We start from the raw sequence: 23,845 nt of genomic DNA on the forward strand, positions 1-23,845 counted from the left end.
AAAATACAGCGTTTATGCACGAAAAGTGTGCCATGATAAACTGCTTACTTTTTTGTAGGCTGTGGGGTGGAAATTTTTTTGTTCCGAGCAACAGGGGCAATCAATACCTTGCCCGTTCCTCTGTATACATTCACAAGTCCCTCGCCGGAAGCGGCGGAGCCAACCAAAGTATTTGTAGTGCGTTCAACTGTGAATTCTAGGGTGTTTGACCATGCGATTGCCATGTTTCCGTCAATGCGCAAAACATCTTTTTCTAACTCAACCACAATTAGCTCCTCCTTGGGTACGGGGCTTTCAAGCACGGCAATGCCTGTTCCTGTCAATGCTGTATTGAAAAATCCCTCGCCTCCAAGAACCGCAGAAGAAAGATTAGACCTTGCGGTCACCTTCATGTTGACACTATCGTCACATGCCAAAAACATTCCATCCTCAATAACCATGCTTCCGTTCCATGTTGCCAAATCCTCAAAGAAAACGTATTTATAAGTGGGTTCTAAGACCAATAAACCGTTTCCTGTATAGCGTGGTTTAATGGTAGTTTCGCCGGTGACTTTGCTCCCCACAAACTTTTTCATTAAATCCCCTGCGCCCTTTATATTGGTGGTTACTTGAAGCTGACCAATCATCATCTGCATGGTTCCGCCTTGAATAATAACCCCGTTGTCGCCATTGAGGTTGGCAATGACCTGTCTTTTTCGAACATTCATTTTTGAAGCAAAATAAGAAAACTGGGCACTTTCGGGGGTCACAGAAATATCTTTTTCGTACTCCAAAAGGGAAAAGCATCCTTGGCTTGCAACAACCTTGTGTGCGTCGGTGGGCTGAAACAAATTGGTGCGAATCATAAAAAATCCTCCTTTGCGTTATGCGCATAAAAAAAATCAAGATATGCTTTATATTAAGTTATTCAAGGTTTGTCATTCGTCTGGTGTATTTTTGTGAAAAATACATAGTGACTTAACAATTATCATGATAGCACTGGTTTGCAATTTTTTCTACTGTTTTGAATATTTTATGATGGTTTTTACCCAGTGTAAATATTTATAGAAGAAAAATACGCGCTGTCAAAAGCTTGGCTGCAATTGCATTTGAAGTGAAAAAGCGCAGCAAAAAAATGCAATTGGCAACAAAATGTATGGGTTTTTTGAATAATAGGATGCTTTATCAATTTTTTAGAGATAGCTATAAGAATTGACAAAAAAATAGAAGTCAAGCGGTGAGCAGAGAGATTTGTGACTGCATTATATTTTCTTGGAGACACTGAAAGATGTAAAAAACCATTGCTATAGATTATTGTTCTACGTCCTTTTCCACTGGCATAAACTTTGTATGAAAGGAGGCGGTGCCAGTGGAGCAAAAAGGTGGCGGAAGGCAACTTGGTCTAAGCATTTTTGGCCTTCTGCTTTTTCTGCTATCCATGCCGCTTTTTTTGCAGATGGGTGGTGGACAATGGCTTTTGGCAGAAGTATTGCCAGGACAAGTACCCCACGATTCATTGTCCATAGAAAGCTTGCGGTTTGAACGGACAGTGCCCAAGGAAATGGACGACGTTGCTGTTTGGGGTGTGAAGGATGTGGAATTTCAGCAAAAAGACACGAATCTCATTGGCGAAAAGGGTTTGTGTGTAACAGCGGAAGTCCTTGAAAAGATGAAGGACTTTTCTTATTTAAAAAGTAATTTTTATACTATAGATTCAAGAACCTCCCTTTTGGAAGGCGATATCAATGTGAGTGAAGCCTTATCCATGGATTTTTCCATAAAACCTACCTTAGAGGAGCCGAGGATTTTGATATTTCATACCCATACCCATGAGGATTTTGTGGATAGTGATATGTCGAAGGGGCTTCAAGAGGGCATATGCGGCGTGGGTGAGGAATTAAAGGATATTTTGGAGAAAAAATATGGAATAAGCGTATTGCACGATATGAATATTTATGATGCAGTGAATGGTGTTTTACAGCGAGAGGGAGCCTATGAACGCAGCGGCCCTGGGGTGGAGAAAATATTGAAGCAATATCCATCCATTGAGGTGTGTATTGATTTACATAGGGATGGAATACCGGAAACCATGAGATTGGTTACTGAAATTGATGGGAAAACCTGTGCAAAAGTAATGCTTGTAAACGGTATATGCCGTTTGAATAAGGATGGCCAGGCAGAGCCGGTTTCTTGGCTGGAAAATAAATATATTAAAGAAAATTTGGCCTTTAGCCTCCAAATACATACCTTGGCAGGACAGAAATTTCCAGGGTTTATGCGGAAAAATTATTTAAACCCCTATCGTTTTATTTTGCACTATATGCCTCGCTCTGCACTGATTGAAGTGGGAGCGCAAACAAATACAAAGCAGGAAGCACTCAATGCAATGGAGCCTTTGGCAAAAATTTTGGCAGAAGTGCTGTTGGAGGATACCCCCTAGAGAGAATCTTTGGGGGGGCAGGGTGTTGATAAAGTCGATACCCTTTGAAAAAGCTCAGTTCCTTCAAGCTTTTTTAAGTTAGCAGAGGGCAAATAGATGCGTTCCTGTGACCAAAAGGTTTCAAAACGGGTCAAAGCATTTTCCCAGGCGGGGAAACGGCTCCGCCGCCCTGTTATTTTCAGGGTGCAGAACAATTATCCTCGGATGGGCAAAGTTCATCCTGCGGATTCCATTTGGGAAACTCTTCGTTTTCCAAACCCTTCCGTTTATAAAATGGGTTTTTCGACACTCTCACCCCTTAATAAGAATCTTTAAGGGGTTTTTTAATTGCACAAAAGCAGTATTTGGGGTAAAATAAACAAAACTTTCATAGAAGAAAATCAGAAAATGATTGCCTTATTACAGTTTGTTTAGGATAAGGCTAGGTATTGAGGATAGGAGCGACGATATGAAAAAATTACAGCAAAAGGTGATATTATTTGACTTGGACGGTACTTTAACAGACTCCGCCGAGGGGGTAATTCGTTCCGCACAGCATATGCAAGAAAAGATGGGGATTCCCAAGTGGGTAGATGCGGATTTAAGGTTTATTGTTGGCCCGCCCTTGATGCGAACCTTTACCGAGGATTTTAAAATGAGCGTGGAAGAGGCGCAAAAGGCTTTGGAGTATTTCAGAGAACGCTATGCCACGGTGGGTCTATTTGAAAATAAGGTTTATGATGGGATTCCTGAAATGCTGGAGGAATTAGGAAAAAAGGGGAAACGCCTTGCAGTAGCTACCTCTAAAAAAGAAGAAACGGCGGTTCGTATCTTGAAGCACTTTGGAATAGATGAATTTTTTGAGGTAATTGGCGGTGATAACCGAGAAATCGGCCGTGATACGAAGGGAAAGGTCATTGAATATGTGTTGGAAACCATGAAGGTAGAAAAGGAAGATGCTATTATGGTGGGGGATCGGAAGTTTGACGTTGAGGGCGCCCATTTGGTGGGAATTCCTTGTGTTGCTGTGGAATTTGGCTATGGGGACAAGGCGGAATTTGATGCCTGCGGCGCGGATTATATTGCGGCGACACCAAAGGCTGTGGAGGAGCTGTTTTGATGGATGAAAGAAAATCAAAAAATGTTGGTAAGGGTATGGAAAAAGGCAAAACCCGCAGGGTGTCGATAAAGGCAAGACCTTGAGGGCTTTGCCCCCTCACAAACCACTTGCTTTTTACAAAAGCAAGACCAAAAACTTTCATAGAAATTACATAGCTTCCAGCAAAAATGCAAATTTTTGCAAATAAAGTTTAAGTCAAGCCTTTTCAAAGGCTTGCAAGGTTCGGGACAGCGTCCCGAGAACTTGACCTTGATTTGTTAAGGTTCGGGACGCTGTTCCAAGAAAAATTCAAGACCGTGGGCGTTGCCCTCTCACTGCTCAAGATAGACCAGACAGCGAAGCTGGCTTTTGCATATCAAAAGTAATGAACAAACTCACTTGCTTTTTACAAAAGCAAGACTAAAAACTTTCATAGAAATTGCATAGCTTTCAGCAAAATACAAATTTTTGCAAATAAAGTTTAGGTCAAGCCTTTTCAAAGGCTTGCAAGGTTCGGGGCAGCGTCCCGAGAACTTATTGTTTTATGCCAAAGAATCCAGATAAGCCTTATTCCCTTCAATTGCCTTCGTCGTAACTGCCTTCGCCGGGCCGCCAATCACGTTTCTTGCTTCCACGCATTCTTTTACGGAAATGGCGTCATACACGCTTGCATTAAATACAGGGGAGATTGACTGATATTCCTCAAGGGAAAGATCATCCAAATTGGTGCTGTTTTGGATGCAGTATAAAACCAATTTTCCAATAATTTCATGGGCATCACGGAAGGGAACGCCCTGTTTTACCAACCAGTCCGCTGCATCAGTGGCATTGGTAAAACCGCCCTTTGCCGCCTCCAGCATATTATTCTTACGAACGGTAACGGTAGCCAGCATATTGGTAAATACGGGGACGCACATTTTAATGGTGTCTATGGCACCAAACAAAGCTTCCTTATCCTCTTGCATATCCTTATTATAAGCCAAGGGCAGACCCTTCATGGTGGTCAAAAGCCCCATCAAATGCCCGTAAACTCTGCCTGTTTTTCCGCGGATTAATTCTGCCATGTCGGGATTCTTTTTCTGTGGCATGATGCTTGAGCCTGTGGAATACGCATCGTCTAATTCAATAAAACGGAATTCATGACTGCTCCAAAGAATGATCTCTTCGCAGAAACGGCTTAAATGCATCATTAAAATGGATAAATCGGAAACCAATTCAATGCAAAAATCACGGTCGGAAACGCCATCCATACTGTTTGAAGTAACTCCAGAAAAACTTAACTGCTCCGCAACAAATTCCCTATCCAACGGGTAGGTTGTGGTTGCCAAGGCGCCACTGCCCAAAGGCAGTACATCGGTACGCTTGAAGCAATCCGCCAAGCGGTCATAATCACGCTTGAACATTTCAATATATGCCAACAAATGGTGGGCCAAGGTGACAGGCTGTGCTCTTTGCAGGTGGGTATAGCCGGGCATAATGGTTTCCGTATGCTTTTCGGCTAAGGTATTTAAAACGCCCATCAGCTCTTTCACCAAGACTTGAATGGACTTAATTTCCTTTTTGGTATACATGCGGGTATCCAAGGCAACTTGATCGTTTCGGCTTCTTCCTGTATGCAGACGCTTGCCTACGTCGCCAATGCGGGTAATGAGGATGGATTCCACGTTCATATGGATATCCTCCGCTTTTTCGTCAAAGGTTACGTCGCACTTTTCAATATCTGCAAGGATTTCTTGTAAGGTCGTGATAATCAGATCTGCATCCGCTTGGGGGATGATGCCCTGTTTGCCAAGCATTGCTGCGTGGGCCATACTACCTGTAATATCCTCTTGATACATACGGCTGTCAAAGGAGATGGAGGAATGGAAATGGTCGGTGAAGCTATCGGTGGACTTTGTGAAGCGGCCGCCCCAAAGTTTCATAGTTATGCATCCTTTCTTATTGATCCATAAAATCAAAGGGGCTTGTCCCAAACCCATGACATCTTGTTACAGACATTTGGGTATGGGGCAAAGCCCCAAAATGTTTTACGGATATTTATTTATTCTCGTTATTTTGCAGCATCATTGCACGAACCTTCATGGACAGGCCAAACAGGTTAATAAATCCGTCTGCGTCCTTATGGTTATACATTTCGCCTGTTGTAAAGCTTGCAATGGATTCGTTATATAGGCTGTAAGGGGAGGTTGCCCCTGCGGAAATAATGTTGCCCTTATAGAGCTTCATTTTTACTGAACCTGTAACGGTAGCATTGGTATGGTCGAAATAAGCGCAAAGAGCCTCTCTCAAAGGCGTAAACCATTCGCCGCTGTAAACCAATTCCGTCAGCTTATTGCTTGCAACCTCGTTGTACGCTAATGTTTTCTTATCTAGGCAAAGGTATTCCAATTCACGGTGTGCATAGTATAATATTGCACCGCCGGGGGTTTCGTATACACCACGGGATTTCATGCCAACAACACGGTTTTCGCAAATATCAATGATACCGATACCGTTTTTTCCGCCGATTTCGTTGAGCTTTGTCAACAAAGCAACGGGACCTAATTTTTCGCCATTTACAGAAACGGGAACGCCAGCTTCAAAATCAACGGTTACATATTCGGGTACGTCCGGTGCGTTTTCGGGAGAAACGCCCATCTGGAGCAAATGTTCATAATTAGGCTCATTCGCGGGATCTTCTAATTCCAAGCCTTCGTGGCTTAAGTGCCAGATATTGCGGTCACGGCTATAAGAATCATCCTTCTTTGCAGGGAAAGGAATGCCTCTTGCTTCCAAGTAAGCCATTTCGTCTTCACGGCTTTCCATACCCCATGTATCCAGACGCCAAGGCGCAATGATTTTCAATTCAGGAGCCAAAGCTTTAATGGTTAATTCGAAACGAACCTGATCGTTGCCCTTGCCTGTTGCGCCGTGGCAAATTGCCGTTGCGCCTTCTTTTTTTGCGATTTCAACCAATTTTTTCGCAATAATTGGTCTTGCCATGGAGGTACCCAAGAGGTATTTTCCTTCATAAACAGCGTTTGCCTTAATGCAAGGGTAAATTGCCTCTGTGATAAATTCTTCAGTTAAATCTTCTATATAAAGCTTGCTTGCACCGGTGCGCAGTGCCTTTTCTTCCAAGCCATCGGTTTCCTTGCCCTGACCCACATCACCGCAAACAGCAATGACCTCAGCATCATAATTTTCTTTCAGCCAGGGAATAATAACGGAAGTATCAAGACCACCGGAATATGCCAAAACAATTTTTTCTTTCATGATAATTGTATCCTCCTTATATTTGAAAAATGATTTCAGAATGAATAATATAAACAAATTATACATAACGAAGGGGTAAAATGCAATAGAAAATAATAAAAATAAAAAGAATTAAGTTTTTTTGTATATTAGTGTTAAAATGCATTTCTGCCATAAGGCGCATTTAGCTATTTTTTATCAAAAAAATAAATGAAATCAGTATATTTATGCAAAAGGTGAGAGGGATAAGTAGCTCTATTAAGGTGAAGTATACGAAAGAATGGTCTTTGCTTCATACATTTTTTATGATATGATGGATACTAGAAATTAATTTGACTACAAAAGAAAACCGAAAAAGGAGGGTGTTTGATAATGAAGGTTTTAACATTTAAAAATAGTGGTAGAGTAATGGTTGGTGTACTGAAGGATGATGGTTTGGAAGTAGTGCCTGTAAATTACTTAGGCTGTACTGCCCATAATATGAATGAATTTTTAGACTTGATGACACCGGAAAAAGAAAAAAAATTGGAAAAAAATAAGGAATTGATGAAGGGTATTCCCATGAGGGATGTGAAGGTAATTTCCCCCATTCCGGTGCCTAAGCAGGATCTGATTTGTCTGGGAATTAATTACTATGCCCATGCTGAGGAAGCGGCGAAGTTTCATGATGAAGCTTTTGGCGGCGAAAGACCTGCGCCCATTTACTTTTCCAAGCGTGTGAATGTTGCTGTGGCAGACCATGAAATGGTGGATGGTCATTGGGACATTGTGGATGGGTTGGATTATGAGGTTGAATTGGGCGTAATCATTGGGAAGGATGCAAAAAATGTTTCCCAACTGGATGCCTTTGATTATGTTTTTGGCTATACGATTATCAATGATTTTAGCGCAAGAAATTTGCAGACTGCCCACAAGCAGTGGTATTTTGGCAAGAGTTTGGATGATTTTACTGCCATTGGCCCTTGGATTGTAACGAAAAATGAATTTGAGAACCCTCCTGCCCTGGGGATTCGCTGTTATGTGAACGAGGAATTAAGACAAGACGGGAACACATCCTTGATGATTACAGGCGTTGCCGACGTAATCAGCCAGCTTTCACAGGGAATGACTTTAAAGGCAGGCACTATTATTGCCATGGGTACACCGGCGGGTGTTGGTATGGGCTTTGATCCCCCCAAATTTTTGGAAAAGGGCGATGTAGTAAGATGCGAAATTGATGGCATCGGTACAATCACAAATTATATTAAGTAAGTTTGACCTAAATTTAGACATAAAGGAGCGCGGCACCCAGCATGAATAAAATTAAAGTAATGAGTGTTTTCGGCACAAGACCGGAGGCAATCAAGATGGCCCCCCTTGTGAAGGAATTGGAAAAAAACGAACAAGTAGAAAGCATTGTTTGCGTAACGGCGCAGCACAGAGAAATGCTGGATCAGGTTCTGGAGATTTTTGATTTGCACCCGGCCTATGACTTGGATATTATGCAGTCAAGACAAACCTTAGCAGGAATTACAACAAGAGCCTTAACAGGCTTGGAGGGTGTTATTGCAAAGGAAAAGCCGGATATTGTTTTGGTGCATGGAGATACCTCTACCACCTTTGCCGGGGCTTTGGCTGCGTACTACAATCAAACGAAGGTGGGTCATGTGGAAGCGGGGCTGCGTACCTATGATAAATATCAACCCTTTCCCGAGGAGATGAACCGCCGTTTAACAGGGGCGCTGACGGATTTGCATTTTGCCCCCACGCCCTTGGCAAAGGAGCATCTTTTAAAGGAAAATTTGGATGAAAATAGTATTTTCGTTACAGGAAATACCGTCATTGATGCATTGGCACATACCATTGAGGAGGGCTATACCTTTACGGTGGAGGAGCTAAATCATATTGATTTTCAAAAGAAGCGTGTCATTGCCATGACTGCCCACAGGAGGGAAAACCTTGGGGAGCCGTTGGAAAATATTTGCCATGCCGTAAAGCGTTTGGTGGAGGAATATCCCGATGTGGAGGTTGTTTATGCAGTGCATAAAAACCCAGCGGTGATGGAGCCTGTTCACAGAATTCTTGGGCAAACCCAGGGAATTTATTTGACGGAGCCTCTGGATTTAAAGGATATGCACAACCTAATGTGCCGTTCCTATTTGGTATTGACGGATAGCGGTGGCTTGCAGGAGGAGGTTCCTTCCATGGGCAAGCCTGTTTTGGTGCTTCGCAACGTGACGGAGCGTCCCGAGGGGGTGGAAGCCGGAACATTAAAGCTTGTGGGGACCAATGAAGAAGCAATATACTCTGCTGCAAAGGAGCTTTTGGACAACGGCACGGCCTATGAAAAAATGGCCCGGGCAAAGAATCCCTTTGGGGACGGACAGGCTTCCAGACGCATTGTGGAAAGCATTTTATTTGCCTTTGGGAAAAGCGAAAATAGACCGGATGAATATAATGTTTATATAAATTCCCATGAAAAGGAGGAACGATCAATGAATGAAGAACGGATGGCAATTTTAAGTATGCTGGAAAAAGGGATTATCAATGTTGATGAAGCAGAGCGATTATTAATTATTTTACAAAGCAGCGCAGGCTTTGACAAGGAAGGAATCAGCAAATCTGTAGGGGATGTTTTGGGCAAGGCGGGAGAGGCTTTGAATTCCGTAGCCAAGACCGTAGGCGAAAAGGCGGAAAAAATTCAGCCCATGGTTAAGGATATGGCGAACAAGGCTTCCGAAAAGGCTGAAGATCTTGAACCGGCAGTAAGAAGTGCGGCTTTCCGAATGGCAGAGATGATGGACAGCCTAAAGGAGGATGTAAAAAATTACAGGGAAAAGATGAAGGAAAAAAGAGAAAGAGATCAGGCTGAGGACTGGACAGACATGGATGCGCAGGAAACAGAGCCTTCGGCCACGGATAATTCAGATGCTTTTTCAGAAGAGGAGGCATATACGCAAAATGTTGAGTCAGTTTTAAATTCATTGCAAATTCAAATGAATGAAATTGATGATGCAGAAAGTTTTTTGAAGTCCGCCCTTGGGGATTTTGATGCTGCTTTGGAAGAAGATGAGGAAACCAAAGAGGCTGAGGCGCTTGCAGAAGAATTGGTGGAAGGAGAAGCATCAAAGAAAGAGCCTTCCTATGAGGAAAATAAATAAGAAAAAGTAAAAATTGTCACAGCAATATATTAATTTATATTGCAATGGATATTACAACATAAAGAAAACGATAATCACCAGAATTAGTGATTATCGTTTTTTTGTTTATCCCGAAAGTGGAGTATTTGAAATTCACAAACCTTGGGCGCCGCCCTCTCACTGCCCGAGATAGGGCAGACGACGAAGGCGGCTTTTGCTTTGCAAAAGTGATGACCCCCTGCTTGCTTTTGTAAAAAGCAAGACCAAAAACTTTTATTGAAATCGCATAGTTATGCGGTTTCTAAATGATCAAGGTTGCAATGGCAAAGAAGTGCCAACTGTCCGAAGGACAGCTTTGCGAAGCAAAGTGCTGAACGAAACCCTTGTGGGTGTTTGAGGGCAAAGTCCTCAAGGTATTGACCTTGTATTTATGAAAAATGCAATTATACGTTAAAGCGGAACAGAACCACATCTCCGTCTTTAAAAACATATTCCTTGCCCTCGGAACGAACCAAGCCTTGTTCTTTTGCGGCGGTGTTAGAGCCGGAACGAATCAAATCGTCATAGGCAACAACCTCTGCACGAATAAAGCCTCTTTCAAAATCACTATGGATTTTACCTGCTGCCTGGGGTGCTTTTGTGCCGTTGACGATTGTCCATGCACGGGTTTCCTGGGGACCTGCGGTTAAGTAGCTGATTAAGCCCAAAAGCTGATAGCTTGCAGCAATCAGACGGTCAAGTCCGCTGGAGGCTACGCCCAGTTCCGCAAGGAATTCTTTTTTATCCCCTTCGTCTAAATCGGCAATTTCCTCTTCGATTTTTGCACAAAGGACAAATACCTCACTACCTTCGTTTTTCGCATATTCCCGCACCTTTCCAACAAAAGGATTGGTAGTGCCGTCATCAGCCAAATGCTCTTCCAATACATTTGCAGCATATAAAACAGGCTTTGTCGTCAGCAGCGTAAGGGATTCCACGAAAGCCTTATCCTCAGGCGTATCAAATTCCATGGCCCTTGCTGAAATTCCCTGCTCCAAAGTATCTTTTATTTTTTGCAAAAGATCCATTTCGTGCTGCAAGGACTTGTCCGCCTTTGCCATTTTTCCTGTTTTCGCAATTCGACGCTCTAAAATTTCTAAATCGGAGAATACTAACTCCAAATTGATGGTTTCAATATCACGAATGGGGTCTACAGAACCGTCAACGTGGATTACATTGGTGTCCTCGAAGCAGCGTACAACGTGAACAATGGCATCCACCTCACGAATATGGGAGAGGAATTTATTCCCCAAGCCTTCGCCTTTGCTTGCACCGCGAACCAAGCCTGCAATATCAACAAATTCAATGACCGCAGGTACAATTTTTGCCGAAGCGTGTATTTCGGCCAGTTTTGTTAAACGTTCATCGGGAACGGTTACTACGCCTACGTTGGGGTCAATGGTGCAAAAGGGATAGTTGGCCGCCTCCGCTTTTCCCAATGTCATTGAATTAAATAAGGTGCTTTTGCCCACATTGGGCAGACCTACAATACCGAGTTTCATGTTATTCTTCCTTTCCATGGGTTTCACTCATACTGAAATTATTATAGCGAAAAGGGACTCAATTGGCAAGAAAGAAGTAGTGGAACCTTATTTTTTTCGGGGAAAAACAGCAAAAATTGTTAAAATAAAAAAAACAATACCTCCGAAAACACAGAACTTAGCTGCTTCAACATTTGTTAAATAAATTCCATTTGCAGGTGTTTCGTGAATATTTTTCACAATTACACGAAAATGCTTCTTTTTATTGGGCTCCATTTTTTCGCCTCCTTTTTTCTGCCTTTAGTATATCCGATTTTAGGGCAAAAATCAAAATCAACCATAAGTTGCTTTTCATAAATCTTTTTTTTTAAGACATACTAAAGAAAAAGGGAGGCGGCGAAAAATGTGGAAAAAAAGGATGAGTATTTTGATTTTGGCAATATTTGTTTTCAGCGGATGTTCCGCAAAGGTAACGGAAAATAATTTGTCCGGTGTGCATTTTGTAAAAGCGGATGAAAAAATTGGAGATAAAACCTTTGAGGAACGAGCACAAAGCATTAAAGCTTTGCTTCACAAAATTAAAGGGATTTCCGGTAACGCAGTAGTGGTGGAAGGGCATACGGCTATTATTGGGCTGCGTTTGGAGGATGGCATGGAAAATGAGGCGGCTAGAATAAGCAAAGAAGCAGACAATGCTGCCCGGGAAGCTGACGAATATATCAATAATACCTCAATCACAACCAATAAAAAAATTGTTTCCTTGATTGAGGAAATGGAACAAAAAAGAGCAAGGTGAAAGAGAGGAAATGCAGAAATTCATACCGAAACCCTTTAATACAGCCCGATTGCAGCAAACAGAATTTTTTCTGGAAATTGTGGCAAGGCGGGCTGGTTTTTTGCAAAGATTCTTGGAAATTTATGCTAATTATGCGTTTGTAACAGAAAGGCATTCGTGTAAAATATATGATGTTTTTAGCATTTTTCAAAATATAACAGTAAAATAATTTCATTTTTATTCCAATTTGTAAGTTTTTAATAAATCCTTAAGAACGAAAGGTCTAGGCATGTTAAAAAAAATATGATAAACTTGTAAGCAAGAGTAAAATATGGAAGCTCCAAAAAGAACAAAAGGGGGTAAATTCATGAAAAAGAAAATAACACTGGCTATGGCAGCAGTGATGGCATCTTCCTGCATGAATGTAACAGGATATGCAGCAGGTTTTAAGGATATTAATGATGTTCCTTGGGACGGGGCAAAAGCTGTTATTAATAGCGTTGCCGATTTAGGTTTATTAAACGGGTATGAGGACAACACATTCCGTGCCCGTAATAACGTTACATATTGTGAAGCAATACAAATGCTGTATTCTGTTTTGGTGAAAACGGGCACTGCGCAGCAGCTGGATGCAGCAGAGCAATACAAATATACTACATTTATGCAAGCGTATAATATTCCTACCTGGGCACAAAGCGCAGTTTCTTATGGACTGGAAAAAAGCTTGATTACCACAACGGATATGGCAAAGTTCATGACCGGAAAAACCAGCAATTCTGCTACAAGACAGGATGTGGCAAAGATGTTTGGCAATGCCATGGCTGTGCGCTATGATGTGGACAGAAAAGCTGCGACAGCCAGTAAGTTTAATGATTATTATCGTATTTCCGAGGATGCTATTATTTTGGTTGATGTTTTAGCTCGTCTTGGTATTATAAATGGAGATACTGGTAATAATTTTAACCCCACAAACAATATCAACCGTGCAGAAATGGCAGTTATGCTGAATAAAACCTATGAAGTATTAAAGAATGGTATGGAAACCACAGGAACAGTCACTGCTTTTGAGGGGGACGGCAGCACCTATAAAATAACCATAAAAACAGATGCCGGCATGGCTTTGGATTTTAATGCTACAGCGAAGCATGTAAAGCTTTACAGTGGGAGTACTACACAGGAATTGGCTTTATCCCGCTTAAGCGTGGGAGATAAGGTTAGCTTTACTTATAACAGCGGTGCTTTAGATACAATCCGTATTGTGGATGGTTCAACTCTGCAGCAAAAATACAATATTACGGGTTATATTACAGCTTTAGCCACCGACAAAGTAACGATTGAAAATGATAATACGGGAGAAACTGAAAAAATAGAGTTAGATAGCGACTGTCTGTTTTATTTAGATAACAAGAGCATTAAGCGGGCTGATTTGCAAACTGAATTAAAAGATAATTCCGATAAATATGCTTATGCCGGAATTAATACCAATTCAAAGGTGGAAAAGGGCAAGGACAGCAGCGGCAATTCTACTCAGGTTGAAAACACATATGCTACAGAGGTTTATGTGACCTTTTACGAACAATATATGAGCTCCGGCATTGTAAGCACCATGGATGACACTTCTATTACCTTTAAGGCTAGTGATTCCAGTGCGACAAGCAGAACTTACTTTGCATCTGGGTGTACTTACTACATTAATGAAACCTCGGTTTCTTTGTCACAGCTCAAGTCTTTGGCAAACAGCGGAACGGTATATGTAAAAGTTACGGTGGATAAAACAGGAAAAGCAACGAAGATAATATTATCCGAGGAGAGCTTTACGGTGAGCAGTGATACATCCTCCATTTATGAAGTGGCTGATCTTTCGGATACGGGAATTGTTTTGAAAAATGGCAGCAACAATCTTACTTATAAATTTGGCTCAACAAACCCCGTTTCAAATATTACGTTCTATAAGTGGGATACATCTGATGATGATTGGTTATCTTGCAAACTCTCCAATGCGGTAACCTACTTTGACACAAATGACGATAATAATAAAAAAGTTTATGGCAAGGTTGAGTTTAATAGTGGCAAAAAAATAAACAAGGTATATCTGTCTACCCAAAAATCTTCGTGGTCTACAGGCAGTGGTGCGTATACAGAAAGAACTGCCGAGGTTGCTTCTCTTTCCGGAAATACGCTGAAATTTAAAGACTCCACGGTAGCCTATACATTGTTAAACCAGTATAATGTGAAAATTGATGGAAGCAAGGATGTTGACGTAATTACGGGTACTGATTCCAATGGAAATACGGTGAAATATCCCTTGGTTATGTTGGGTTCCCCGGTGAGCTCTTTGACTGTTTTCAGAAAAATGGCAGAATCTAGCGGGGTTACCCTTTATGCGGAAATTAAGGCGGATGGCAATAACGTTATTCAGTCCATTGAAGCAAGGCCTACGGCTGCTAAGGGCAATCTGGTTTCCTATGATATTGATGAAAAAGAATTGGTGCTGGAAACTACGGATGGTAAAAAAATTACATTTACTACAGCTAGAAAGCCATCTACCGGAACGGATGATTATACCTATGAGGACATTGGAACATCGGGCTATATTGGCTCTGCACTTACGCTAAGCTTTGACAAAGATGGCATTGTGCAAAAAATCAATGTTTCTGAAAATGCATATTTATCTGGATCTATCAGCGCAAAAGGTACTGCTGAATCAGCGGCGAACGGTTTGAAATTCTCTGGCAATTCTGCGGTTTATGGATGGTTGAGCAGCTCCAATACAGACTTGCATAGTTATAGCTTGAACACTACTTCCTTAGATCGTGTGAAGTCAGCGATTGAGGACGAGGACGTTACTGTATATGCAGAGGTTCGACTGAATGAAAAGAATAATGTGGAACGCATAAATGTTTACATCAAAGATGCTAAGGGTGCTTTCCAGGAATATAATAATGACACCAAATTATTAAGAATTTTGACCGAGGATGGGAATAAGTTCACGTTTAATACGGTTGCCAACCCTACGATTAATATCAGTGGTGTTGCAAAAGATAAGGTGAATGATCTTGCCGTAGGCAAAACCGTAAAGCTTACATTTAACAGTGACGGTTTGCTGCAATCCGTAACAGGCTGAAATACGATGTATCATTCATAATGCATAATTTGTAGTTATAAATTATGCATTATGAATAAGTAAAGTTTCTTTTCAATAAAAATCAATAAAAAAAACAAGAGCAAAATTGCCCTTGTTTTTTTTCTTTGGATATTGCAACCGAATAAACGCAGACAAGGAATGGGTGTGCCGGAATGACCGGACCTAGCTAGGCTTATTGGGCTGTGGCGTAGAAGGAAAAATGTTTAGTGTAAAAAAACAGCCGAGAGGTTGTATTCTTATCCCCGAAACAATTCATCCAAATAGTCGCAAACAATATACAAAGACCAAAAGTACAAGCTTAATTATATTCAAATTTGTGATCTTTGTCAATTGTAAGAAATGGGTATTGATAATTTTGCAATAATCCCTGTATAATAGATAAGATAGTATGGGAATAGGAGTTGATTATAAAATGAGATATGAAGGAACGGTATATAGACCGCCCAGCGAGGCGGGAAGCTTAATTATTCAATTAACAATTGGCTGTGCCAGAAATACCTGTACATTTTGTAATATGTATAAGGACAAAAAATTTCGTATTCGTCCCTTAAATGAGGTGGCGGAGGACTTGGAAATGGCAAGAAACTATTACAACCGCATTCAGGTGCGCCGCATTTTCCTTGCTGATGGCGATGCGTTGATTGTAAAGACTGAGGATTTGTTGTATATTATTGACAAGTGCCATGAATATTTTCCCGAAGTGGAACGAATTTCCGTTTATGGTGCGCCAAAGGATATTATCAACAAGACTCCCCAGGACTTACGCCGCTTGAAGGAAGCTGGCTTGGATATGGTTTATGTGGGCTTGGAAAGCGGTGCGGATGAAGTTTTGAAGGATGTAAAAAAAGGTGTTACTTCCGCAGAAATGATTGAGGCAGGCAAAAAGGTGAGGGAGGCCGGGATGGTGCTTTCCATGACTGTAATTTCCGGGTTAGGCGGGAAAAAATATTGGCAGGAGCATGCTTTGGGCAGTGCAAGGGTGATTTCTGCCATTAAGCCAGAGTATGTGGGATTTTTGACATTAATGGTTGAACCCGGCACCGAAATATACGATCAGGTGCAAAGAGGGGAAGTTGAGCTTTTGAATCCCCAAGAGGTTTTGGATGAAACGGAATTATTTATTCGTAACGTAGATGCCCAGGGCACTGTGTTCCGTTCAAACCATGCGTCTAATTATACTGCATTGGGCGGTACATTAAATGGAGATAAAGAGAAAATTTTGGCGCAAATTGAGGCTAGCCGCCGTCGGAGCTCGTTCCGCCCCGACAGCTTTAGAGGAATCTGAGTTTTCGGGTAAGGAGAAGGGCATATGGCGTGGTTGGGAATTATTACCTTGATAACAATATATTGGTGCGTTTTTACTTCTGCCACGTCAGGAAGGCTGGGGTGGATTGCCATTTGTATTTGGCTGATACCCATTCTTGCAATGACCATTACCTATGAAGGCGATATATCAATTAACGGGTTGATGGTAATTATTTGCATTTTGATGTTTTGGGTCTGCCGACGAGGCTTGGTGGATGTAAAAATGTGGAATACAAAGGTCAGAAAGCGCCACAGCATTATTTTTGCAATGGTATATATCATTGTGTTCATCATGTTTTTATATTCCTTTGCCCAGGCTCAACTCTATGGGTATATATTAAATGTTCAGGGCTGGAAAAGTGACCACGGAAGTGTTTGGACAATGCTGCTTACTATAACGCCGATGCTGGCCTTGAATTGGATTTTTACACAAATGGTGTTTACTGCGATGGATCGATTATACTGCAAAAAAAAGGAGCTGACGCTTCTTTCCTGTCAGTTTTATATCGCCAGCGAAAGCGGTGTGGAAAAAGGGATTGGTAAGGGCTATTTTCTGGAGGGAATTCAAAATGGAATTACCTATCATTTTAGAATGACGCGGCGCACCTATTTTATGCTGCAGCAGGAATCTATATTAAATCTCAAGGCAAAAATTGGGGTTTTTGGTGGGTTATATATTACGCAGTTGGATGCGGCTGAATTCTTAAAACGAATCCGCAGAACAGACAGACGGGATGCTAAGCTTGGTATATTTGGTTGTATTTTAGTCACAGCCTTTGGTGTATGGTTATTTTTGGTATAGATATTTTTTTATGAAATGAAAAAACCTGTATTGCAAAGCAGATGCTATGTGATACAGGTTTTTTGATTCCTTGATTTTTATAAAGAGGCTTTTTTAAAACCGGAAATACGCTAAATTAAGGAGTAGAGATATTATTTGTCGCCAAAATTTCTACGGAGAAATAAATTTTTTGATAAATTTGAAAAAAGCATTGAAAAAAAACTTTCCGAAAAATCGAGAGCAGGTATTTGTATTGAAATGCACTGTTATCGTCAAAAAATAGCCGAATTTTGCCCCGGATTCTTCCTTCTGCAAAGCATGGAACGTCCCTTTTCTTCATATGTTGGAGGGAGGGGAAGTGAAAACATGGGAAAAAAGCTTTTGGCAATCCTGATTGGATATATTATATTGGCAGTTATCCTTCTTCCGTTGTTCATTACCCTGCTTTGGGGCGGATTTTTCACCCAAGAGGTGAAGGAGGCAAAAACGCTGATCGGGATTGATGATGTGTTTTCGCCGGAGCTGGAGGAATATATTGTGGGGGTTGTTTCTGCGGAAATGCCTGCTTCTTTTCCGGAAGAAGCCTTAAAGGCGCAGGCTGTGGCTGCTCGTACCTATGAAGTGAGAAAGATGCAGGAGGCGGGCTCCGAAGAAGTTCTTTATGATGTAGGACAAGCCTACAATTCCGTTGTGGAGCAAAAGAAAAAATGGGGCGAAAATTATATTGATAATGCAAATAAAATTAGAAAAGCGGTAAAGGAAACCCAGGGCGAAATTATGGTTTATGATGGGGAGCCAATTTTGGCGGTATTTCATGCCCAAAGCGCCGGCAAAACAGAGGCCTCGGAAAATGTGTGGTCCAGTGCTCTGCCCTATTTAAAAAGCGTTGACAGCGAGGAGGATAAGAATGCGCCCAATAACGAATATACTTGTACGATTTCCGCTAAGGAGGTTTGGGATAAGCTGCAAAAATTTGGGGAGTTAAATCAAGATGAAACGAATTTGACCTTCAATATTATAGATAGATCCCAAGCGGGCTACATTCAAAAGTTAAGAGTAGGCGGCATTAGTCTAAGCGGTTTGGAGGTTCGCACCGCGCTGGGGCTGCGCAGCGCAAACTTTGAGGTGGAGCGGCAAGGGGACAGCTTTGTTTTTGTAACCCATGGCTATGGTCATGGTGCAGGAATGAGCCAATATGGCGCTTCTTATTTAGCGGAGGAAGGCATGGATTATCGGGAAATATTATGTCATTATTATCAGGGAATTTCAAAAGAAAAACGGCATTAACCTTATGGGCGGCTGCTTGCCTTTGTTAGTTCAGCTTCCTATATTATATGCATTGTTCTACATTTTCCAAAATGCATATGTATATGTTGATGTTATTGGTCAAAATTATACAGATATTGCAAACGCAATTTTGCAAATTCCCCAAACTACCAGAATGGAAGTTTTTGGGCCCTATGCTCAGACATTTGTGGATCAATATAAAAATGTTGCAACAATTAAAGCCAATGGCTTTGATTTAAGTCGTTTAAATGACATTGTAATGCTGGTGAATTATCTGAATGTTGATTCATGGCAGTCAATTGTAAGTCAGCTTGGTTCCAATGGAACTGCATTGGTAGATCTTTTGGCAACAAAGAATAATATTGAAACATTTTTATTCCTGCCCTTGGTAAGCCAGGCAGGGTTGAAATGGCCGGGTATCATGGTTCCTATTTTAGCGGCAATTACCACCTATGCCCAATCTAAAATTATGATGTCTATGACACCACCTGCGAGCAATGGCGGGCAGGAGAACCCTGCAATGGCTATGACAAAAACAATGACGTATGTAATGCCGTTTATGATGGGCTTCTTCTGTATTAGTATGCCGGCTGGTCTTGGCCTTTACTGGACAATCAGTAACGTGTTCGGTATTATTCAGCAGGTAATCTTGCAGAAGTACTATAAAAAGAAATTTATGGGGGAGGCTGCTCAGAATGGATGAAATCAGAAAAAGCGGTAGAAGCATTGAAGAAGCGGTGGATGCTGCTTTAGCAGAGATGGGAGCGTCTAAGGAAGAAGTTTCCATAACCGTGATTGATGAGGGATCAAAAGGCTTTTTTGGTGTATTTGGCGGAAAAGATGCAATTGTATTGGTTCGTAAAAATTTCAAACCCGAGCGTGCTGCAGAAAATTTTTTAAGAGAAGTATTTTTAGCTATGGGATTAATTGTAAAAATTGAATCCCAAATAAAGGACAAGCATTTGTTGGTAAATTTAATTGGCAATGAAATGGGCATTCTAATCGGCAAAAGAGGCCAAACCTTAGATTCGTTGCAATACCTAGTAAACCTTGTTGTGAATAAAAACAGTAATTCCTATATCAGCGTAATGTTGGATACGGAAAATTACCGTCAAAGAAGAAAGGAAACTTTGGAAACCCTTGCCTTTAACTTAGCAAAGAAGGTAAAGCACACAAAGAAAAATGTAGTGCTTGAACCAATGAATCCTTATGAAAGAAGAATTATCCATTCCGCATTGCAAAATGACCGCTTTGTAACAACCTTTAGCGAGGGAGAAGAGCCTTACCGCAATGTTGTGATTACTTTAAAATAAACGCAGTCAAAAAAACCCGTTACAGGAGCGCTTGTTGCGGGTTTTGCTATATCTAAAGTCAAGACATAAGGGCAAGATAAAAGGGCAAGACCTTTGGCTTTGCTCTCTCACTGCCCAAGATAGGGCAGACGGCGAAGCCGACTTTTGCGTAGCAAAAGTGATGAACCACTTACTTGCTTTTTGAAAAAAACAAGACCAAAAACTTTTAATGAAAACCACTAGCAAAAACAAATGTTTTTGCGTATAAAAGTTTCGCTCAAGCCTTTACAAAGGCTTGCAGGGTTCGGGACAGCGTCCCGAGGTCTTGCCCTTGTCTTTGCCCTTGAACTTGACTTTGACCTAAATAGGAGGGATAAAATGAATAGATTTAACCAACTAGATGATATAATAGCGGCGATTTCAACCCCCTTGGGTGTGGGCGGAATCGGGATTGTCAGAATCAGTGGAGGGGGCAGTATCGAATTGGTGGATGGCCTGTTTTCGGGAAAAAACACTCTTTTGTCCAAGAAAAGTCATACCCTGTCCTATGGTAAAATCATTCATCATGGCGAGATCATTGACGAGGCGCTGGTTTCCGTTATGAAAGCCCCCCAAACCTATACCAAAGAGGATATTGTGGAAATCAACTGTCATGGCGGTTCTTTGGTCACTCGTAGAATATTAGAAGCGGTTTTAAACGAGGGCGCAAGATTGGCGGAGCCGGGAGAATTTACCAAGAGAGCCTTTTTAAATGGCCGTATGGATTTGACCCAAGCCGAGGCAGTCATAGATATCATCAACTCCCATACTGATCTGTCCCGTCAGGCGGCGGTGAATCAGCTGGAGGGTAGATTGAAAATAGAAGTGGGTTCTATGCGTCAGGAAATTCTGGATATGATTGCCTCCATTGAGGCAGTCATCGATTATCCCGAGCATGACGTGGAAGAAGAAACTTATGGAACTATGGAGCAGGGCACTTTGAAAATTTTAGACCGTATGGAAAAACTGTTGCAAAATGCCGATCGAGGTAAAATCATCCGGGAAGGCTTGGAAACCGTTATCGTGGGCAAGCCCAACGTGGGTAAATCTTCCCTCTTGAATTGGCTTTTGGAGGAGGAACGGGCAATCGTAACGGACATCCCCGGCACAACCAGGGATACCGTTGAGGAATATATTAATATCGACGGCATTCCTATGAAAATTGTGGATACCGCAGGTATTCGAGAAACCGGCGACTTGGTGGAAAAAATGGGTGTGGAGAAATCCAAGGCCCATGCTGAAAAAGCCGATTTAATTTTGATGATGCTGGATAGCTCAAGACCGCTGGAGGCGGAGGATAGAGAGATTTTGTCCTTCATTCAGGGAAAAAAGACTCTGGTTTTGCTGAATAAAACGGATTTGACCCAGGCGCTTTCCATGGAGGAGTTGGAAAAATATATCCCTAAGGAGCAGCTGCTTTCCGTTTCCATTAAGGAAAACCGTGGCTTTGAGGAATTAATCAACGGCTTAAAGGAATTGTTTTTCCATGGCGAAGGTGTAAAGGCGGAGGACGGGCTTTTGGGTAATACCCGCCATAAAAATGCACTATTCCGTGCCAAAGAAGCCATGGAGCAATGCTTGATTACCATTCGTACCCGTATGCCCGAGGATTTTATTTCCTTGGATTTACAAGATGCCAACCGTGCCTTGGGCGAAATTACTGGGGATGTGGCAGATGAGGAAATTATAGACCGTATTTTTACAAAATTTTGCTTGGGCAAATAATTTACAGGAATGTTGTTTAACGATTTTTGTTGAAAATGGGAAATTTTTTCCCACGGAATTGCCCGGAAACCATTGCTTATTTAGCGAACTTATCCTAAAATAGTAGGTTGAGAATAGAAAATAAACCGAGGGGATTTCCCTTTGCGATATAAAGGAGTTTTAATCATGATGTATGAGGCGGGAACCATCGATGTTGCTGTTGTCGGCGGCGGCCATGCAGGCTGTGAGGCGGCGTTGGCGGCGGCAAGAATGGGCATGAAAACCATAATGTTTGCCATCAGTCTGGACAGCATTGCCATGATGCCCTGCAATCCGTCCATTGGCGGCAGCTCCAAGGGTCATCTGGTAAGAGAGATCGATGCTTTGGGCGGGCAAATGGGGAAAGCGATTGATAAAACCTATATTCAGACAAAAATGTTGAATACGGGGAAAGGTCCTGCAGTTTATTCCTTGCGTGCCCAGGCGGACAAAGTAAAATATCAGGCGGAAATGAAGCTTACCTTGGAAAGAACGCCAAACTTGCGGATTTATCAAGGGGAGATTGCAGAGATCTTGACGGAGAATGGCAAGGTTTCGGGCGTTGTGACTGCTGCTGGAGCAATCTTTCGCTGTAAAGCCGCTGTTCTTTGCATGGGTACATTTATGCATGGGCGTTGTTTGCATGGTGAAGTAATTGTGCCCAGTGGGCCTAATAATTTGATGCCAGCCACCCACTTAAGCGAAAATTTAAAGGATATGGGCATCCGTCTGTATCGTTTTAAAACGGGCACACCGGCAAGAATATTGAAAAGTTCCTTGGATTTTGAGAAAATGCAACCTCAATATGGGGATGAAAATATCGTTCCCTTTTCCTTTGAAAATACAGCAGAGGATATTAAAAGAGAACAGCTTTTATGCTGGTTGACCTATACCAACGAAAAAACCCATCAAGTAATACGGGATAATTTGCATCGTTCCCCATTGTTTGGCGGTGTCATCGAAGGGACAGGCCCCAGATATTGTCCGTCTATTGAGGATAAGGTGGTTCGTTTTGCCGATAAGGACCGCCATCAGATTTTTATCGAGCCGGAAGGCGAGGGGACAGAGGAAATGTACATACAGGGAATGTCCTCCTCCTTGCCTGAGGATGTGCAAATTGCCATGTATCGTACCATTCCCGGATTGGAGCACTGCGAATTTACCCGTTTTGCCTATGCCATTGAATATGATTGCATTGATGCCACACAATTAAAGCTTTCCTTGGAATTTAAGGAGTATAAGGGTTTATTTAGTTCGGGGCAGTTTAACGGCAGTTCGGGATACGAGGAAGCGGCGGCCCAGGGGTTAATCGGTGGGATCAATGCGGCGCGCTATATTCAAGGAGAAGTGCCTGTTATTTTACAGCGTTCCGATGGGTATATCGGTGTACTGATTGACGATTTAATCAGCAAAGGGAGCAAAGAGCCATATCGTATGATGACAAGCCGTGCGGAGTTCCGTTTGCTGTTACGCCAGGACAATGCGGACCAAAGGTTATTGCCCATTGGACACGAAATCGGTTTGATTTCCCAGGAGCGTTACTTAGCATTACGGGAGAAGGAACGCTTGGTTGCCTTGGAAATTGAGCGTGTAAAGGGCTTAACCATTGCACCCAATGAAACAACATTGGAAATTTTGGAGAAATATCAAAGCTCGGCCATCAAATCCGGGGTAAGGCTATCGGATTTGATCAAAAGGCCTGAATTGGACTATGAAAAGCTAGCGCCCGTTGATGGGGAAAGACCCGATTTGCCAGAGCCAGTGAAGGAGCAGGTAAATATCCAGATCAAGTACGAGGGGTATATTGGGCAGCAATTAAAGCAAGTAGAGCAGTTTAAGAAGCTGGAAAACCGTAAGCTAGGGGATGACATGGATTATAAGAGTATTCAAGGGCTGCGCATCGAGGCACAGCAGAAGCTAGATGCAATTCATCCCAGCTCACTAGGGCAGGCTTCCCGAATTACTGGGGTATCGCCAGCGGATATTTCCGTTTTGCTTATTTATTTAGAGCAGCAAAAAAGGGCAAGTTCTCGGGACGTTATCCCGAACCCAGAAAGGGCAAGTTCTCGGGATGCTATCCCGAACCCTGCAAGCCTTTGAAAAGGCTT

General features: G+C 42.1%; 18 protein-coding genes. 13 read left to right on the plus strand and 5 right to left on the minus strand.

The window, feature by feature from the left end; all coding sequences use genetic code 11:
• Positions 1-44: 44 nt before the first annotated feature.
• Positions 45-845, minus strand: coding sequence for an AIM24 family protein (locus CLNEO_RS01920; protein WP_066083894.1), 801 nt, complete (start codon positions 843-845; stop codon positions 45-47).
• 503 nt (positions 846-1,348) lie between these two features.
• Here CLNEO_RS01920 and spoIIP point away from each other — a divergent pair.
• Both spoIIP and CLNEO_RS01935 read left to right on the plus strand, forming a co-directional pair.
• Positions 1,349-2,419 carry a stage II sporulation protein P gene (spoIIP, locus tag CLNEO_RS01925; protein ID WP_066083895.1) on the plus strand — a complete coding sequence of 357 codons (1,071 nt, stop codon included), beginning with the start codon at positions 1,349-1,351 and terminating at the stop codon, positions 2,417-2,419.
• A 448-nt stretch (positions 2,420-2,867) separates the two neighbouring features.
• Entirely contained in the window at positions 2,868-3,518 is a 651-nt protein-coding gene (locus CLNEO_RS01935) for an HAD-IA family hydrolase (RefSeq protein WP_066083900.1), read from the plus strand.
• Between the two features lie 521 nt (positions 3,519-4,039).
• Here CLNEO_RS01935 and argH read toward each other — a convergent pair.
• The gene (gene argH / locus CLNEO_RS01940) at positions 4,040-5,419 is read right to left on the minus strand and encodes an argininosuccinate lyase (RefSeq protein ID WP_066083902.1); all 1,380 of its coding nucleotides are present in this window, start codon (positions 5,417-5,419) and stop codon (positions 4,040-4,042) included.
• A gap of 115 nt (positions 5,420-5,534) precedes the next feature.
• Positions 5,535-6,752 carry an argininosuccinate synthase gene (locus CLNEO_RS01945; RefSeq protein ID WP_066083904.1) on the minus strand — a complete coding sequence of 406 codons (1,218 nt, stop codon included), beginning with the start codon at positions 6,750-6,752 and terminating at the stop codon, positions 5,535-5,537.
• Between the two features lie 351 nt (positions 6,753-7,103).
• Here CLNEO_RS01945 and CLNEO_RS01950 point away from each other — a divergent pair, with 351 nt between their 5' ends.
• Positions 7,104-7,982: a fumarylacetoacetate hydrolase family protein gene (locus CLNEO_RS01950; RefSeq protein ID WP_066083905.1), complete on the plus strand. Its 879-nt coding sequence runs from the start codon at positions 7,104-7,106 to the stop codon at positions 7,980-7,982.
• A 41-nt stretch (positions 7,983-8,023) separates the two neighbouring features.
• On the plus strand, positions 8,024-9,871 hold the full coding sequence (gene wecB / locus CLNEO_RS16715) for a non-hydrolyzing UDP-N-acetylglucosamine 2-epimerase (protein WP_083531801.1): 1,848 nt from the start codon (positions 8,024-8,026) through the stop codon (positions 9,869-9,871).
• 422 nt (positions 9,872-10,293) lie between these two features.
• On the opposite strand, the gene ychF is transcribed toward wecB, so the two are convergent.
• Together ychF and CLNEO_RS15650 are read right to left on the minus strand one after the other, a co-directional pair.
• Positions 10,294-11,391, minus strand: a complete 1,098-nt coding sequence (gene ychF / locus CLNEO_RS01960; RefSeq protein ID WP_066083908.1) for a redox-regulated ATPase YchF — start codon at positions 11,389-11,391, stop codon at positions 10,294-10,296.
• A gap of 87 nt (positions 11,392-11,478) precedes the next feature.
• Entirely contained in the window at positions 11,479-11,646 is a 168-nt protein-coding gene (locus CLNEO_RS15650) for a hypothetical protein (protein WP_157723452.1), read from the minus strand.
• 127 nt (positions 11,647-11,773) lie between these two features.
• Here CLNEO_RS15650 and CLNEO_RS01965 point away from each other — a divergent pair, with 127 nt between their 5' ends.
• The 9 genes from CLNEO_RS01965 to mnmG all read left to right on the plus strand — a co-directional run bounded on the left by CLNEO_RS01965 (position 11,774) and on the right by mnmG (position 23,837).
• The gene (locus tag CLNEO_RS01965) at positions 11,774-12,166 is read left to right on the plus strand and encodes a YhcN/YlaJ family sporulation lipoprotein (protein WP_066083910.1); all 393 of its coding nucleotides are present in this window, start codon (positions 11,774-11,776) and stop codon (positions 12,164-12,166) included.
• Between the two features lie 346 nt (positions 12,167-12,512).
• Positions 12,513-15,269 carry an S-layer homology domain-containing protein gene (locus CLNEO_RS01975; RefSeq protein ID WP_066083915.1) on the plus strand — a complete coding sequence of 919 codons (2,757 nt, stop codon included), beginning with the start codon at positions 12,513-12,515 and terminating at the stop codon, positions 15,267-15,269.
• Positions 15,270-15,702: 433 nt separating this feature from the next.
• Positions 15,703-16,575, plus strand: coding sequence for a radical SAM protein (locus tag CLNEO_RS01980; RefSeq protein WP_066083916.1), 873 nt, complete (start codon positions 15,703-15,705; stop codon positions 16,573-16,575).
• Between the two features lie 24 nt (positions 16,576-16,599).
• A complete protein-coding gene (locus CLNEO_RS01985; protein ID WP_066083920.1) occupies positions 16,600-17,397 on the plus strand; it encodes a hypothetical protein in 798 nt (265 codons plus the stop codon).
• Between the two features lie 345 nt (positions 17,398-17,742).
• The gene (gene spoIID, locus CLNEO_RS01990; RefSeq protein ID WP_066084575.1) at positions 17,743-18,663 is read left to right on the plus strand and encodes a stage II sporulation protein D; all 921 of its coding nucleotides are present in this window, start codon (positions 17,743-17,745) and stop codon (positions 18,661-18,663) included.
• Positions 18,664-18,685: 22 nt separating this feature from the next.
• A complete protein-coding gene (locus tag CLNEO_RS01995; protein WP_242864141.1) occupies positions 18,686-19,366 on the plus strand; it encodes a YidC/Oxa1 family membrane protein insertase in 681 nt (226 codons plus the stop codon).
• Positions 19,359-19,976 (plus strand): RNA-binding cell elongation regulator Jag/EloR, encoded by a 618-nt coding sequence (gene jag, locus CLNEO_RS02000; RefSeq protein WP_066083684.1) that lies wholly within the window; start codon positions 19,359-19,361, stop codon positions 19,974-19,976. Before CLNEO_RS01995 ends, jag begins: the two co-directional genes overlap by 8 nt.
• 357 nt (positions 19,977-20,333) lie before the next feature.
• On the plus strand, positions 20,334-21,719 hold the full coding sequence (mnmE, locus tag CLNEO_RS02005) for a tRNA uridine-5-carboxymethylaminomethyl(34) synthesis GTPase MnmE (protein WP_066083686.1): 1,386 nt from the start codon (positions 20,334-20,336) through the stop codon (positions 21,717-21,719).
• 165 nt (positions 21,720-21,884) lie between these two features.
• Positions 21,885-23,837 carry a tRNA uridine-5-carboxymethylaminomethyl(34) synthesis enzyme MnmG gene (gene mnmG, locus CLNEO_RS02010; RefSeq protein WP_083531789.1) on the plus strand — a complete coding sequence of 651 codons (1,953 nt, stop codon included), beginning with the start codon at positions 21,885-21,887 and terminating at the stop codon, positions 23,835-23,837.
• The last annotated feature ends 8 nt before the right edge of the window (positions 23,838-23,845 follow it).

Origin of the sequence: Anaerotignum neopropionicum (assembly GCF_001571775.1) — a bacterium.
GTDB lineage: Bacteria > Bacillota > Clostridia > Lachnospirales > Anaerotignaceae > Chakrabartyella > Chakrabartyella neopropionicum.